This window comes from Saccharopolyspora sp. NPDC003752 (genome assembly GCF_053605825.1).
The window spans coordinates 214,256-227,933 of record NZ_JBSGJZ010000001.1; the positions used below are offsets into that span (position 1 = coordinate 214,256).

Here is a 13,678-nt window from a genome sequence, read left to right on the forward strand (position 1 = left end):
GGAGCCAGGTCCGGGGATCCCGGTTGATGTGCGTCCCGAGGACTACTACCGGGTCGCCCAGGATTTCGTCGACGGCCAGAACCAGGTCATGCGCAGCTACGAGGCCCTCACCCGTAGCCTTGGGGAGCTCAGTGGCGCGGCGGGCAATGACGAGCCCGCACAGAAGTTCTCCGAGTCCTACACCCCCGCAGTGCGCACCCTCTTCGCCGGGTTCGTGCGGATTCACGAGCTCCTGGGTGGAATCGCCCGAGGTCTCGCGATCTCTGCCGACAATCACCGCCGGGCCGACGCCGAGGCTGCCAGTGTCGACACAGGCGAGGGTTTCGCTCCACTTTGGCCGGACAAGTGTCCCGCCGCCAGCGAGCCTCCTCCGATTCTGGGCGATGGGGACACGAACCTGCTGGCCACGATCTCGGACTGGGTCAACCCCTACTACCCCAACGGCCACGTCGACAAAATGCACGACGTCGCCGCCGCGTTCGCCGCAGCACGTGACAGCCTCACTGACATAGCCAATGACCTACACGCCCGATTGCAGTCGCTGGCCAGCAACAACATCGCCGAAGACCTCGATGCGCTGGAGTCGTTCTGGCAGAAGGTCGCCGCCGGCGATAGCACACTCATCTCCGCACTACCCGCCACGTGTGATGCGCTGGCGAACAGTTGCAGCGACTATGCCATCTCGGTCGAACGCACCCGCAACACCATCGGCGACATCGTTGAGGAAACAAGCCTGGAGCTCGCCGTCGTCACAGGCATCGCGTTCGTCGCTTCCCTGCTGACCACACCGGTCGGGGGTTTTGCGGTGGAAGGCGGTGCCGGGGCTGCGGTCCTGGACGCCGCGGGTGTGCGGATGGCCGCAGTCGCCACGGAGTTCGTGATCGCCCTCGGTGGCGCGGTCACGACCGTGGTCGCAGTCGAAGCCAACGCCACTCTGGCCATGGCCATCAACAACACCCCCGACCCCAACGTCACCCAGACTGAAACCACCCAGGTCGGCGAGCGGGTCGGCACCGGTGAGACGAGCGCGCCGGAACTCAAGATCGACCGCAAGCAGATCGAGAAGAAATACGACCGGCATGCACCCGACTTCGGCGTCGACAAGCCACGCAGTAAAGAAGCATTCGACGAGTTCGAGAACGCCATCCGCGACTTCACTCAACGACCCGACCTCGAGCGCATGTCCGGCACCTACCGCGGAGACCCGGTGTTCTTCCAAGTCGACAAGACCACCGGACTGTTCGTCATGCAAAAACCCACCGGCGAGTTCCTCAGCGGCTGGCGACTCAACCCTGACCAGCTCACCAACGTCCTGACCAGAGGAAAGCTATGATGCCGCCAACACGGTGCGCCCACCAATGCAACCAGCCAGGAGCGAGAGCATGAGCAACGACGTCGCCGACTACGTTGGGCTCATCCGCGCGTTCACGTCGGGCAAGATCTCAGCGCCCCGGTTCGAGGAACAGTATATGGCGATGTTCAAGGCAGCGACCCGCCACTTCCCCGAACCCGTCTACGAGATCCTCAACGACCTGTTCCTCGACTGCGACGAATACGTCGCCGACCCTGACCTGCGCGACGAAGACGACCTCGACGACCAGCAACTCCACGAACGTGCGACCGAGGCCCTGACCAAACTGGAAACCGGCCGCACCACGAACTGAAGCCGATGCCGGGCACCGCTTGAACACGAAACGGGTTGGAGCACCAGCTCCGGTGGGGCCAGCAAGCGATCGACGGCAACGGCGACCTGACCGAGGACGACGTAGCCGCCTGCACCCTTCCCAGCATTTCGGCGGGCATGATCGGGAAAATAGCGGGTGATCTCCTACGGCACACTGGGCCGATTGGGGGAGAGCAGGGAGATGTGAACCACGTGCCCGAGATGAGAATCGAGCTACCCACCGTGCGTGCTGGCGATCTCGTGCGCGCCGGCCAGTGCTCGCCGCAGTGCCTTGTCGCAGCGGGGCAGGATCCGAACGAATGTGAGTGCACCTGTGCCGGCGCATTCCATGGCGTTCTGGCGAACGCCGAGGTCTCGACTGATCGAGACGTTCGTCCGTGGTGGGTCCGGTGCGACAACTGTGGTTGGTCCGACGCCGCGCTCCGCGAGGTCGTACCGGAGGTTCGAGCGGTGAAGTCAGGCAACGAGGTGTGGCAGCGGTGCCAAGCAGCAGGGATGCCCTACACGGTGATTAGACGATCAGGAAGGAGCTGGGTGTTCGAACTGGACCTCGCGCCACTCGGCTTCTCTGACGAGAAGATCGAGGCGCTTTGGGCACAGAGGCACGCAAACATCGTTGACAGACTTCTCCACCAGCTGCTCAGTACCGGCCGGATGACCAGCGCGACGCTCCCACCCGCCAGCTACGTGCACGGCAGCGGCATCCAGGACGAACCAGAAGCGCGTTTGATCGCAGGACTTGTCAATGACGGCTTCCTCGGTAATGACAGCACTATTCGCCGGGCGCTCACGATCCTGGACAACGACGCCGGGTGTTGACACTGCAGGACGACATCACCCGACGCCCCTTCAACACCAGCCACCCGCCGAGCTGCCAGATCCGTGGCCATTTGCTGGTCTGGCTCTGCGGAGTCCGCGGTTGGAGCTTCGCCCGGACGGCGACGGCAGGCTGCGCGAGTTGGCTGCTCGGCGCTCAGGATGCGCACCTCGGAGAGGAGATGCAAATGGGTTCCCCATGGACGGAAGAATGCCCCGATGAACTGTGCCACAACACGATGCAGTCGTATTGGCAACGACGGACCGAATTGCACCCCGACAACTGACGGCTCATGCTGCGTCCTTGGGCGACAGACGAGCTGAAGCCCCGTTTCCCGGATCAGGGCAACGGGGCTTCAGGCTTGCGAAAGGCTTACGACTTAAGGGAGTTGGGCGTTCTGAACGCCTGCCCACGCGGCTAGGCGCGCCACCGGATCTGCACGACGGCGTGCTGTCGCGAGGTTTCGGATCGTCTCGTGAACCATCGGGTGGTACTTGGCTTGCTGCGGAGCGATTTCCTTTGCTTTGTACAGGCTCTGGGTGGCCTTCTCATGATCGCCGTGCAGTAAAAAGCCTCGCGCTACGTCGATCCAGTGATGCCCGGATCGTTCACGCTGGGTATTCGTGGGGATCTCGAAGCGCTCGGAACGCTTCACCGCTTCAGTGCCGTCGAGCGCTTCAACTGCGAGTCCCACTGACCAGATGTTGACGTTCGTCGGCCCGAAGCACAGGCGGTAGTCATCGCGGTCGATTCCGAGCCGCTGGGCGGCTTCCTGGGCTTCCTGCCAATGGGCGTCAGCGCTGGCGAGGTTTCCGGATCGGGCAGCGGCCAGGCCGGACTTGAGGTGCAGGCTGCCCCACACGGCTATCGCCGGCGCATCGTCACCGCGGACTCGGTCTTCGATTCGCGCACGACTCTGTTCAAGCAGTCGGAGGGCGCTGCCCCAGTCGGCTGCACCTATCATCTCGCCTGCGCGTTGGTAGTGTCCAACTAGGACAGCGAGTTCGTCACCGCTGCGTTCGGCCGCCCACTCATAACGGTCAACCGCAAGCGACGACAGGTCGATGTAGCCGAGCTTGTATGCGGCCTGACTTGCCGCGTAGTACGCCTCGGCAAGCAGCCAGTACGCCTGCTCTTGATCGGTACCTGAACTACTCCAGGCCTTCGCCCGTAGTTCGGCCAGTAGGCCGGGAAGTTCAGCGCCGAGGGCGTCCAGATTGACTGCGTGACGGTGGCCGGATGCATGGGCGACAGCGGCGGCCAACTGATCCATTGGCCGGGGGCGAACCGACTCATCCGGTGGAATGTTGTAGGCCGCAAGCTCCCGCCTCAACGGCGGAATCGTGGAATGCACTCGGTGTTCGGCCCGGCTATGGCGGTGCTCAAAGGGTTGTCCGAGTAGGTCGGCGACCCCGGTATTCAGAGCCCGTGCCACTGCCGAGACGAAGGCTGGCGATGCTGGAGCCCTGCCCTGCTCAACCTTGCGAACAAGGGATGCGGAGAGGTTGGCCCTCTCGGCCAGGCGCTCCTGTGTAAGCCCTGCCAGCTTCCGTGATTGGGCGACTCGTCGTCCTATGCCGTCTTCTGGCTGGTCCATCACGCTGCCCTCCGGCTGTCGGTCGCGTGCTTACACGGCATTTTACCGCCTCCACCCCGGTCTCGATCTTTGTCAATTTTTTGTCAGTTCACGCCCGTGAGTAGTCATAACGTCACGGTTTGTATCTGCACGGTAGACCCACGGGGAGGTCGCCATGAACACAACGGAGCTGATCAGCACGCCAGCCGTTGGTCAGGATCGCGTGCTCCATCGGTAACAGGACCGCCGGCCGCGTTGTACCCCCAGGTGGCGTGGCCGGGCGATGAGGCGGGCGGCGCAGCGTCGAGTCCAACGGAGCTTCCAGGACTCCCAGACTCCGCGCGCCGCCCGCCGCCCCTCAAACAGATCGAGGTGAGCGATGACTCTGCAATCCCAACGCCTGTTCATCACGTGGTTCACGAGCGGCGCCGACGGCCGCAGCCATGCGGTCACCGACGAGGAGGCGACACAGGCATGCCACGGCGGGCGGGACGCCCGGGCAGTCTGCGGTCACTCGGTCACGCCGGTCTCGCTGATCGTCCCCCCAGGCGGACGTTGCCCTCGGTGCGAACTCTACGTTCGGGCCCGCGCCACGATGACCGGCTTCGATCTCCAGTCGGACCGGCGTCGTCATAGCCACCGCAAGTCGCTCTGGTGCGGCGTCTGCTCCACAGACGTTCTGGTCGGTCCGTCACTCCGTGTGCCCCCCGAACGGACTGGCCAGAGCCCGGCCACGGTGGGCCTGTCGCGGTGAACCCCCCGACACCGGCAGGCCCGCCGTGTACCACCACCCCAAGGAATGCTCATGCCGCCGACTCCATTCACCAGCGAAGAAGCCCCCCACCACGACGCCCTCCTGCGGGCGATTGACGCAGGGTTCCAATTCCTGCACCTGAGCGATGGCGAAGGCCAGGAGCTCGCCGCGATCTACGCCGAGCGGTGGTGCAGCTACGGCGTGGTCGAAAGCTTCACGATCCGCGGGATGAACGAAGCCAGCTCGGCGCGGATCAGAACCGAGGACTATCCGGACGGCGACCCGTTGTGGCAGCACACTGGGAGCGTCGAGGCGGTCATCACCGAGCTGCTGGCATTGCCGCCGCACGGTTTTCCCGGAGCGCCGACGATCAGCCGACGTAGGTTCAGTGGCCTGTTGCTGCTGCCCGGACCTCTCTGATGCCCGGTAGGCCGGTGGTCATCGTGGGTAGGCATGCGGCCGATCGGGCACCCGACGGCTTGGTAAGTGCCTGGTCCGGTGACCTCAGTGGCGACCTGCCGACGCAGGTCTTGCCGCAGGTGGAGGAACGCCCACTCCACCGGAGTTTTGCGGCGGCGACTCGACCGCAGCTGATGCAGATCTTCGAAGGACTGCGGCGGATTCTCTGAGCCAGCAGTCCGGGACTTCCTCCGGGCAGGCAACGGCGCCTGAACGGAGGTAGGCAGCGCTGGCAACTCGCGCCGGCGTGAACAACGAGCAACGAAAGGAGGGAAGCAGATGGGCGAGCAGAGCAACCTGGTGCTCGGCGTGAAGAACGTGTCGGTCGTACGTGACCGCGTGGACCTTTCGCACGGGGACCCGTCCAAGTCCGGCGGTGGCGACGGGCACGGCGATCAGGGCGGAGACGGGCTGAACATCCCGGAGTAACCGCGAAGTGACGGTGGGCAGACCGAGGCGCGCTCGTCGGTCTGCCCACCTTTCTTACAACTGGAGGGATTTGTGCACCACATTCTGATCGAGTCGATCGAGAAAGCATTGGGATGGAACGATTCTCGACCGCTCGGAACCGGGTTCGCTCATGGCCGCATGTGCGATCCCAAGGTGTGCCAACGGATACTGACGCCGACGCGTCTGCTGGATGTCATCATGCGCCGGGCGTTGGCATTTCCCCAATTCCGGGTGTTCCAGCACGGTGAAGAACTGCACCCGGACCGGTACCTGCGCAACACGGTGACCCGCCGTGGGCAGAGCTTGTCGATGGCGCGCATGGAACGTCTCTCGCGGTTCCTCACCGACGGCTGCACCGTCGTGCTGGACACGCTCGACTCGTTCGACCCCACGATGGAGATCGCCTGCCAGGCGTTGCAGTGGTGGTCCCGCGAGCTGGTGCAGGTCAACACCTACCTGACCACCGCCGACGCTGCGGGGTTCAATCTGCACTGGGACGACCATGACGTCCTGATCGTGCAGCTCGGCGGCGAGAAGTCCTGGGAGGTGCGCGGCACCAGCCGCGTTGCTCCGATGTACCGAGACACCAAACACTCCGGTGAGCCGCCCGAGGAAATCGTGTGGTCCGGCACTATGCGGGCCGGGGACGTCATGCACATCCCGCGCGGCTACTGGCACCAGGCCACCCGCACCGACCGGGCCGGCGACAGTGCGGGCTACAGCCTGCACGCCACGTTCGGCTTCGTGAAGCGCACCGGGGTGGACTGGCTGTCGTGGGTCGCAGACCGATCCCGCACCGACGAAGCGTTCCGGCACGACCTGGACCGCGACGGCGGCTCGGCCGCGCTCGCCGCGCGCGTTCCGCAGTTCCTGGCCGAGTACCCGCAGGAGGTGTTCCTCGCTACCCGCGAACAGGAGCGCCCATCGAGGCGGCACGTCAGGACGGGCGGGATGTTCGGGCCAATCACCGACGTCGTGTGCGTGACCGACTTTCCACCGCGCATCGACGTCACTGACTCCGCGGTCGAGGTCTTCGCGGTGGGCAAGCAACTGACCTTCGCTGCCAGGGCCGAACCGGCGCTGCGCCGGCTGCTGTCAGGTAACCCAGTGAACGTTCAGCAGGTCGCTGAGGCAACGGGAGTCGACGCCGCAGTGCTCGCCAGGACCCTCCTCGATGAGGGGCTGTGCGGCGAGTTGACCGACGAACTGGCAGCGGGCTACATCGGCGCGGGTTCACGCACCCCGTAGCTCAGCAAGGAGAACGTCCGCAGCCGCCCGTGCGGGTTCCGACAGGGGGGTCGGCGCTCCGCGACGGGCGGCAACCCGGATCGCGTTCGCGCACTGCAACAGTTTCGCGAGCTTGCCCGAACGGGTCTCCAAATCAGCGGCGAATTCGTGTTGAACCCGCGCAGCCAACTGGGGATCAGGCAGTGCCGACTGCCACAGAGTCGCGGCATCGTGCCCACGCGGAGCCGCGCCCCAGTCCTCCCAGTCGATGATGTGGCCCTCAACGGAGAGGTTTCCCCAATGCAGGTCCGTGTGCGCGGTCGTCCACTCGTCCACGACGGTATCGACGCCATCGAAGACTTCGTTGATCCTCTTGGTGAGGTGAGCTTGGCTCATACCGACCCGTTCGGTCGGGTGCGCCCCCAGCGCGGCCAGCGACTCACGCAAGCCCATCCACCATGGATCCGGAAGCGTCGTGGCCGTCGCAAGATCGCCCACCACAGGGGCGGTGATCAGCTCGACCTCGTCCACGCGCCACACGACATCCCTAGCCGGATCGGACCACGTAGCGCTCTGGAACCACTCGGGCTTCTTGACCCCACGAATCGTGGCCGCGGCTTCCAAGCCGATCCACACCGCGCTATTGATCCGCCACCGCTGTCGGCGTTCCACTCTCGCCCAAGTGCCGTTGCTGGTGCGGAACCCCTCCGTGGCCCCGTGTTCTCCGTACACCACGGACGACCGATCGAGCCGCACGTCCAACGCTCGTTCGGCACGGTCAAGCACGTCTTCGTGCCGGTTCTCACGTACGTCGAAAACCGCAGACGACTGCGTAGCCGTGACGACAGGGGCGGTGGTGTCGGCCATGCAGGTCAACGTACCAACGCAACACCACAACCGTCGCCCTCGGTTCTGACCAGCAGTAGTCCTTCAACTGCGGAGCGGCGTCAGGGGCCTCCGGCATGATCCCGCCCATGTCTGCCGTGGAGGACGTGGGCCAGGCACTTGGCATGGTGCTTGCCAAGCTCGCCGACGCGGCGGAACAAATCAACTTCGCTCTGCTCGCCTGGGACGAGGCCGAAGCTGGCCTCGCGGTGCTGGACGGAACCAACGACGTCGAGGCACAACAGGTTCTGGCGGAATACGGCGTGGCCTGTGACCAGCTCATGCAGGCGCAGCAGGTGCTTGGCCGCTGCTCTGATCAGATCAGGACGTACGGGAGCAGCATCGGAGCGAGCCCAGCGCCCACGACGGGTACTTCCTCCGGTAGTGCGCGTGCCAAACCTGACGGCCGTGCGCGTTCGGCCCCTCCTCGCCCCTCCGCCGATCTTCCTCGTGAGCAGCCTGCCGCGGCCGGTGCGTGGGACCATGTTGTCGGGGATGCGCCGAATCCGGCAGACATCCATCTCCCGGAACTTGAGGGAATTCACATCCTCGACGGCGGAGCTGATGATACGGGTGGTCATTTTTACGGCACGGGAATCCCGTTTAAGACCGAGTTCCCCGAGTCCTGGGACGACGCCAAGATCCTCGAATCGGTCGAGGATGTAGCCAAGAACCCGGACAGCCCGCCAGTGCTGTCCGATAGGAGCGGGAACTACAGAGTCCGCGGAACCAGGGATGGTGTGGAGATCGAGGGCTATGTGACCCCCGGTGGACAGGTCAAAACTGGTTTCCCCGTACGTGGCGAGGGCGTCGTTCAGAACGATAAGTTCGGCAACCCGCACCCGGTACTCTGAAAAAGTGAGCGGAGACCACACGACGATGGACACAGCCCAGCAGGCGGCCCTCGGGCTACTGGAACAGCTCTCCGATCGCCTCCCCAAGCGTCGGCTGGCCCCGTACCGCGCACTCGGTGAAGCCGGCGAGACGGCTCAGCTGCTCAACGAAATTTGCAAAATGCTGGTCGCTCGCCACACTGAAGTGACACCTGCAGAGAAGGAGGCGCTGACGCGGCTGCTGGATACCGTCCCTACCGGCGACTATGACTACCTCCGTAACCGTGACAAGACCTTGGCGGCGATCGAGGTCGCCGATCAGCCGCGGGTCGTCACCCATGAGGACCTGCGCAAGCTCAGTGCGGATTCGCATGCCCTTCTGGAGCGTCTGGCCGATCGCCTCCCACCAGACCGGCTGGAGGAGTACCGCACCCTGAGTCATGTCGGTGAGTGGTCGATGCTGGTCGACTTGTTGTCGGCGAGCCTGGTTACCCGGCAGATCCCGGTCAGCCCTTCCGAACGGGACGCACTCGCCGCTCTGCTGAACTGGTTCCGCCCGGCCGCGGTTACCGATCTCGCATACATCCGCGACCGCGAGAACACCCTCGCCTCGTTGAACGTCACCGACCAGCCCTGAGCGGCTTGGCAGCGACCTGCCGCGAGCCCGTTCTGGAAGCACCGCGAAAAGATCCCTGCCGAAGATTCCGGCCCGAATCTCTGCGTCAACAGCCAACTTTGAATGAATCAGCAACGTAGGTTCATTACGGAGTTGATCGCCGCTCGCTGGTCCTTGATGCGGACGTTGTAGCCCTCGGCGGCACGCCACGCAACCCCTAAGCCCGCCGAGAGCATCAAGAAGCCGAGGGAAGGAACCGCACCGTATTAGATCATCACAGGCAAAAAGGGCCCAACAGAGCTACCGGCCGCCGTTGGCGCACACCGCACTAACCCAACCTGATCAGCTGGTCATGCGGGCAGCATTCACGCCGTTCACCGACACCAAGGCTCCTGCAAGCCGCCCCTGGGAGGCTGCCGAGATCAGCGCGGCACGAAACCTAGCTTCATCATCACCGTAGCTGGCCAACCTAGCTCCTGTAACCAGCAGTACGACTCGGCGCCTGTCCCGCGCGGCCGACAACCACTCCTCCCCCAGCGGAACAGGTTTGGTTGCTTCCTGCCATGACCACCAAGTCCGACCAGGGCGTGTGATCGTCACCATTTGACTCTGCTTGACCCGCACCATCCACCGCAGTCGCTGCACCGGCGCCGGCCCAGGCAATTCGACCAGTGAAAACCCGCTTTCCCGCATCTCCGCCACACAGGAATCAGCCGGAGTTGCCGTTCCCTCTGACCACACCCTGAAATTCGCGCTCGGAACCACAATCACGGCCGGATACAGCACTCCATCGAGTTCAAGGCAGGTCGTGAACACCTCATCAGGCAGACCCGAACCACGAGCCTTGCCCGCCCGAGCCCATTCCTCGACCTCGCGTCGGCTATGTATCGCGCTAGGGCCGCACGCTGCGTGTACCCGCCCCAAAGCACCCAGCGTCCCCTCATTGTTGGCCAAGAGCACCACGGCCGAGGTCTCATCACGGCCCATGTCACCGGGCTGCCCGCACCGCAGACATTGATACATCGGGTGCTCGAACAACTCGCCGGAGCGCAACAGCGCCCGCTCATGATCGCTAAGCCACTCAGCGACCTCACCTGATACAAACGGCTCCACCCGCAAGATGGTGCCAGACCCCGACAGCCCAGCCATAGCGCGACGGCCATGCGGCACCTCGAAGGTGAGATCGGCCAGCGGATCGGATCGCCGGGAACTACCAGGCGGTGTCGCGACGGAATCCGCTGCTCCAGCACACGCGGTGTCGTCGTCGCGCTCACCATTGCTGCCTGTCAGCAACCGCGACCATCAGGTCGTTCATAAAGGCTCGGCCAAGCAGGCGAACCGAACCTGGGATTTCTTGGCGAGAACACACGTTGGTGCCCGGGAAGCATCCGCGCCAGGCACCAACAACGTGCGAATCTTAGTTTTGGTTCTCGTAGGCTTCGACGACCTCGGCAGGAATGCGGCCCCGGCCGGAAACCTGCATCCCCCGATTCCGGGCCCAATCTCGGATATCCTGGTTTCGTTCGCGGTCGGCCGCGGTCGGCCGCGGTCGGCGTCGTAGAGGGGTTGCCGGCCTTGGCGGCGGCGCTTGCGGCCACCGGTCTTCTGTGCGTTGGCCACGAAAGACGCCAGCGAGTCGCGGAGTTTGGCGGCGTTTTCGATGGACAGGTCAATTCGCGAAGATTCCCGGGTGCGTCTGTGCATGTCGGTGACCGGGTCGGCGAACCTCGTGGTGAACGCGTGGACGGCGGACATGGCAGACCTGATGAACATGCAGGACAGCCTCGAACGCCTGCTGCCCCAGGGCGGCATCCTGAACAGCTCGGTGATCCTGCGGACGCGCAAGCGGGTCGGTTGGCTGATGCACCCGGACGGCCGCTGCACCGGCGAGGTCATCCCGCTTTCCGGGCCGCTGACCGAGCTCCCGAGCTGAAAGCCGGGCGCGGGCGCGGAAAACGCCCCTGCGCCCGGGCGGTCAGACCTGGCCAGCGCCGGGGCGGCCGTTCTCGATCACGAAGCGGGCGCGGTCGCGGATGGGCGAACCGGGGGTCTCGACGTAGTCAATGACGCGGAAGTCGGCCTTCCACTCGGAATGCGTGATGGTGTTGCGGACGTAGCCGCGATTGCGGTTGATGAACTTGATGTGCGGGTTCTCCTGGAGCTGGACCGCGTCGGTGGGGTTCTGGTCGACGCCGTTGCCGTTGGAGGTGATCGAGGTGCCGACCAGCTCGGTGGCCACGGTCGCCGAAGCCGGGTCATCGAAGTCGGCCTTGATGTCGGCGACGTAGTTGGCGTGCACGTCGCCGGTGATCACGACCGGGTTGGAAGCCTTGGCCAGCTGGTCGCGCACGAGGTTGCGCTCCACCACGTAGTTGTCCCAGGCGTCGTCGCTGAAGGAGTCGTCGTCGCCCGCGGTGAAGTCGCGCTGCGAGAAGAAGACCTGCTGCGCCAGCACGTTCCAGCGGGCGGTCTGGCCGCCCAGGTTGCGCAGCAGCCAATCGCGCTGGTCGGCGCCCAGGATCGTGCGCTCGGGGTCCAGTCGCTTGGCCTGGTCCTGGAAGTCACGATACTGACGGGTGTCCAGCAGGTGGAAGTCCACCAGGTCGCCGAAGGCCAGCCGGCGGTGGATGCGGATGTTCGGGCCCGACGGGCGCTGCGTCGAGCGCAGCGGCATGTTCTCGTAGTAGGCCTGGAACGCCTCGGCGCGGCGCTGACGGAAGACCGCCGGGTCCTGGTCGGGCTCGCTGTCCGGCTGGGAACGGTCGCCGGCCCAGTTGTTCTCCACCTCGTGGTCGTCGAAGACGACCACCCACGGGAAGGCGGCGTGCGCGGCCTGCAGGTCCGGGTCGGTCTTGTACTGGGCGAGCCGCGTGCGGTAGTCGGCGAGGCCGAAGATCTCGCGCGCGGGTACGTGCGCGCGGCCGATGGTGCCCTTGGCGCCGCTCTCGTAGATGTAGTCGCCGAGGAAGGCGACCAGGTCGAGGTCCTCCTCGACCATGTGGGAGTAGGCGCTGAAGTGGCCGACGGGGTAGTTCTGGCAGCTGGCGAAGGCGAACGCGAACCGGTCGAGCCGCGCGCCGAAGCGCGGCGCGGTCTTCGTGCGGCCGACCGGGCTGAGCTCGCCGTCGACCCGGAAGCGGTAGAAGTAGTCGGTGGCGGGCTCGAGGCGGTCGAGCTCGACGTGCACCGAGTGGGCGGATTCCGGCCGAGCCATCTCGGTGCCGGCGGCCACGACGTGGCGGAACTGCTCATCGGTGGCGACCTGCCACTGCACCGGCACGATCCGGTCGGACATGCCGCCGAGCCCGTCCTCGGCGAGCGGGTTCGGGGCCAGTCGGGTCCACAGCACGACGCCGGAGGGCAGCGGGTCACCGGAAGCGACGCCGAGCGAGAACGGGGAGCGGATCGGCCTGACTCCCGCGCCGGGGGAGGCGCTGGCGACGGCACCTAGACCGGTGCTGCCCAGCGCTGCCGCGCCGAGGGCTGCCGTGCCGGCTAACAGGACCTTGCGGCGGGACGGGGTTGCTTGGCTGGGGCCGGGATTCTCTGACATGTGCCACCTGTTCGGCAGTGCGCGGTCCGCACGGCGTGCGTCCACGCATGATCGGGAAATTCGGACGAACGGTAGTTCCGCCAGATGGCCGACAGACGAACCAGCGTTGTCCCCCCGATGTACCTGAGGGGTAGGGACTGACGTCCCGCAGCGGGCAACCCCCAAGATCGCTGGCGGCTCATCCGCTGACGGGCGCGTCGACGTCCAGCGAGATGCCTGGCGTCGAGGGAGCAGGTGAACGCGTCCACTGAACGCCCGTGTCGTCCGTCTTCTGGTCCACTCCCGCCCCGGTTGACGGCTGCTTTCGCGCCGTTGACCGCGCCACCAAGTAACAGGGCGGCCGTCAGAAGGGCGATCCCCACGATCGCGCAGCGCGCTCCCCGGTGGTCAGGTTCGCAAGCGGGGTAACCGGGACAATCTCCCTAGTACTCCCACTCCTCGTACCTTTCGTCGTCTGCTGCCTGCTGCCATGCCCTTTCGATTTCGTTGATCACGTCGCCAATGCAGGCCCCGTTCAGCCACCACCAATGCATGAGCTCGATGTGCTCGGTTTTGGTGAAGAAGTGGACGAGGCGTTCGACGCCGTCGCCGATCCAGAGCGGACGCGCCCACGGCTTCAACTTCTCGACGGAACGTACCGCGCGCTCCTCGTGCGGATCAGCGACCGGGACTACCACGCCCGGACGCCTCTGGAGCGCCGAGTGCGTCCGGATCGCCGCGAGTGCCCGGCGATCGTGCTCATCCAATGCCGCCGTGCTCCCTCACCGATCGTTCCCAGCGGGCGCGGGAGTTCGCCCGCCAGCGCCGGATCAGCTTCCGGATTC

Annotated in this window: 16 protein-coding genes and 1 pseudogene; 10 read left to right on the top strand and 7 right to left on the bottom strand. The window is 65.3% G+C overall.

The annotated features are described in order from the left end of the window. Positions 1-28: 28 nt before the first annotated feature. The 4 genes from ACWEV3_RS00995 to ACWEV3_RS01010 are packed head-to-tail and all read left to right on the top strand — an operon-like array spanning position 29 to position 2,787. The gene (locus ACWEV3_RS00995; RefSeq protein ID WP_452611908.1) at positions 29-1,333 is read left to right on the top strand and encodes a colicin D domain-containing protein; all 1,305 of its coding nucleotides are present in this window, start codon (positions 29-31) and stop codon (positions 1,331-1,333) included. Positions 1,334-1,382: 49 nt separating this feature from the next. Further along, complete coding sequence (locus ACWEV3_RS01000) at positions 1,383-1,664, top strand: colicin immunity domain-containing protein (RefSeq protein ID WP_452611909.1); 282 nt, start codon at positions 1,383-1,385, stop codon at positions 1,662-1,664. Between the two features lie 35 nt (positions 1,665-1,699). Further along, positions 1,700-2,503 (top strand): hypothetical protein, encoded by an 804-nt coding sequence (locus tag ACWEV3_RS01005; RefSeq protein WP_452611910.1) that lies wholly within the window; start codon positions 1,700-1,702, stop codon positions 2,501-2,503. Beyond that, on the top strand, positions 2,497-2,787 hold the full coding sequence (locus ACWEV3_RS01010) for a hypothetical protein (protein WP_452611911.1): 291 nt from the start codon (positions 2,497-2,499) through the stop codon (positions 2,785-2,787). Before ACWEV3_RS01005 ends, ACWEV3_RS01010 begins: the two co-directional genes overlap by 7 nt. 93 nt (positions 2,788-2,880) lie before the next feature. On the opposite strand, the gene ACWEV3_RS01015 is transcribed toward ACWEV3_RS01010, so the two are convergent. Both ACWEV3_RS01015 and ACWEV3_RS01020 read right to left on the bottom strand, forming a co-directional pair. Further along, entirely contained in the window at positions 2,881-3,774 is an 894-nt protein-coding gene (locus ACWEV3_RS01015; protein ID WP_452612245.1) for a helix-turn-helix domain-containing protein, read from the bottom strand. Between the two features lie 141 nt (positions 3,775-3,915). Continuing rightward, positions 3,916-4,098, bottom strand: a pseudogene (locus tag ACWEV3_RS01020) (helix-turn-helix domain-containing protein); the annotation flags it as partial. 778 nt (positions 4,099-4,876) lie between these two features. On the opposite strand from ACWEV3_RS01020, the gene ACWEV3_RS01025 reads away from it, so the two are divergent. From ACWEV3_RS01025 to ACWEV3_RS01035, 3 genes are all read left to right on the top strand, one after another. Continuing rightward, a complete protein-coding gene (locus tag ACWEV3_RS01025; protein WP_452611912.1) occupies positions 4,877-5,251 on the top strand; it encodes a hypothetical protein in 375 nt (124 codons plus the stop codon). A gap of 318 nt (positions 5,252-5,569) precedes the next feature. After that, a complete protein-coding gene (locus tag ACWEV3_RS01030) occupies positions 5,570-5,719 on the top strand; it encodes a hypothetical protein (RefSeq protein ID WP_452611913.1) in 150 nt (49 codons plus the stop codon). Positions 5,720-5,791: 72 nt separating this feature from the next. Continuing rightward, positions 5,792-6,988, top strand: coding sequence for a JmjC domain-containing protein (locus ACWEV3_RS01035; RefSeq protein ID WP_452611914.1), 1,197 nt, complete (start codon positions 5,792-5,794; stop codon positions 6,986-6,988). Here the strand turns inward: ACWEV3_RS01035 and ACWEV3_RS01040 are convergent. Next, a complete protein-coding gene (locus ACWEV3_RS01040) occupies positions 6,974-7,834 on the bottom strand; it encodes a phosphotransferase (RefSeq protein WP_452611915.1) in 861 nt (286 codons plus the stop codon). The two genes, ACWEV3_RS01035 and ACWEV3_RS01040, sit on opposite strands and share 15 nt — an antisense overlap. Before the next feature lie 107 nt (positions 7,835-7,941). On the opposite strand from ACWEV3_RS01040, the gene ACWEV3_RS01045 reads away from it, so the two are divergent. Together ACWEV3_RS01045 and ACWEV3_RS01050 are read left to right on the top strand one after the other, a co-directional pair. Continuing rightward, positions 7,942-8,706 (top strand): EndoU domain-containing protein, encoded by a 765-nt coding sequence (locus ACWEV3_RS01045; protein ID WP_452611916.1) that lies wholly within the window; start codon positions 7,942-7,944, stop codon positions 8,704-8,706. A gap of 25 nt (positions 8,707-8,731) precedes the next feature. Further along, on the top strand, positions 8,732-9,322 hold the full coding sequence (locus ACWEV3_RS01050; RefSeq protein WP_452611917.1) for a hypothetical protein: 591 nt from the start codon (positions 8,732-8,734) through the stop codon (positions 9,320-9,322). A gap of 321 nt (positions 9,323-9,643) precedes the next feature. Here the strand turns inward: ACWEV3_RS01050 and ACWEV3_RS01055 are convergent, their stop codons facing one another. After that, positions 9,644-10,414, bottom strand: coding sequence for a hypothetical protein (locus ACWEV3_RS01055; RefSeq protein WP_452611918.1), 771 nt, complete (start codon positions 10,412-10,414; stop codon positions 9,644-9,646). Positions 10,415-10,718: 304 nt separating this feature from the next. Next, positions 10,719-10,811: an Lsr2 family DNA-binding protein gene (locus ACWEV3_RS01060; protein ID WP_452612230.1), complete on the bottom strand. Its 93-nt coding sequence runs from the start codon at positions 10,809-10,811 to the stop codon at positions 10,719-10,721. A 192-nt stretch (positions 10,812-11,003) separates the two neighbouring features. Between ACWEV3_RS01060 and ACWEV3_RS01065 the strand changes: the two genes are divergently transcribed. Continuing rightward, positions 11,004-11,234 carry a hypothetical protein gene (locus ACWEV3_RS01065; RefSeq protein WP_452611919.1) on the top strand — a complete coding sequence of 77 codons (231 nt, stop codon included), beginning with the start codon at positions 11,004-11,006 and terminating at the stop codon, positions 11,232-11,234. Between the two features lie 42 nt (positions 11,235-11,276). Here ACWEV3_RS01065 and ACWEV3_RS01070 read toward each other — a convergent pair whose 3' ends face one another. Together ACWEV3_RS01070 and ACWEV3_RS01075 are read right to left on the bottom strand one after the other, a co-directional pair. After that, positions 11,277-12,854 carry an alkaline phosphatase D family protein gene (locus ACWEV3_RS01070; protein WP_452611920.1) on the bottom strand — a complete coding sequence of 526 codons (1,578 nt, stop codon included), beginning with the start codon at positions 12,852-12,854 and terminating at the stop codon, positions 11,277-11,279. Positions 12,855-13,276: 422 nt separating this feature from the next. Further along, the gene (locus tag ACWEV3_RS01075; RefSeq protein ID WP_452611921.1) at positions 13,277-13,600 is read right to left on the bottom strand and encodes a hypothetical protein; all 324 of its coding nucleotides are present in this window, start codon (positions 13,598-13,600) and stop codon (positions 13,277-13,279) included. Between the last annotated feature and the right edge of the window lie 78 nt (positions 13,601-13,678).

What these genes read in the sequence shown, in the direction of transcription:
- ACWEV3_RS01050 (WP_452611917.1), top strand. Translation starts at nt 8,732, where the DNA reads ATGGACACAGCCCAGCAGGCGGCCCTCGGGCTACTGGAACAGCTCTCC.
- ACWEV3_RS01070 (WP_452611920.1), bottom strand. Translation starts at nt 12,854, where the DNA reads ATGTCAGAGAATCCCGGCCCCAGCCAAGCAACCCCGTCCCGCCGCAAG.
- ACWEV3_RS01030 (WP_452611913.1), top strand. Translation starts at nt 5,570, where the DNA reads ATGGGCGAGCAGAGCAACCTGGTGCTCGGCGTGAAGAACGTGTCGGTC.
- ACWEV3_RS01040 (WP_452611915.1), bottom strand. Translation starts at nt 7,834, where the DNA reads ATGGCCGACACCACCGCCCCTGTCGTCACGGCTACGCAGTCGTCTGCG.
- ACWEV3_RS01000 (WP_452611909.1), top strand. Translation starts at nt 1,383, where the DNA reads ATGAGCAACGACGTCGCCGACTACGTTGGGCTCATCCGCGCGTTCACG.
- ACWEV3_RS01065 (WP_452611919.1), top strand. Translation starts at nt 11,004, where the DNA reads ATGTCGGTGACCGGGTCGGCGAACCTCGTGGTGAACGCGTGGACGGCG.
- ACWEV3_RS01015 (WP_452612245.1), bottom strand. Translation starts at nt 3,774, where the DNA reads ATGGATCAGTTGGCCGCCGCTGTCGCCCATGCATCCGGCCACCGTCAC.
- ACWEV3_RS01025 (WP_452611912.1), top strand. Translation starts at nt 4,877, where the DNA reads ATGCTCATGCCGCCGACTCCATTCACCAGCGAAGAAGCCCCCCACCAC.
- ACWEV3_RS01045 (WP_452611916.1), top strand. Translation starts at nt 7,942, where the DNA reads ATGTCTGCCGTGGAGGACGTGGGCCAGGCACTTGGCATGGTGCTTGCC.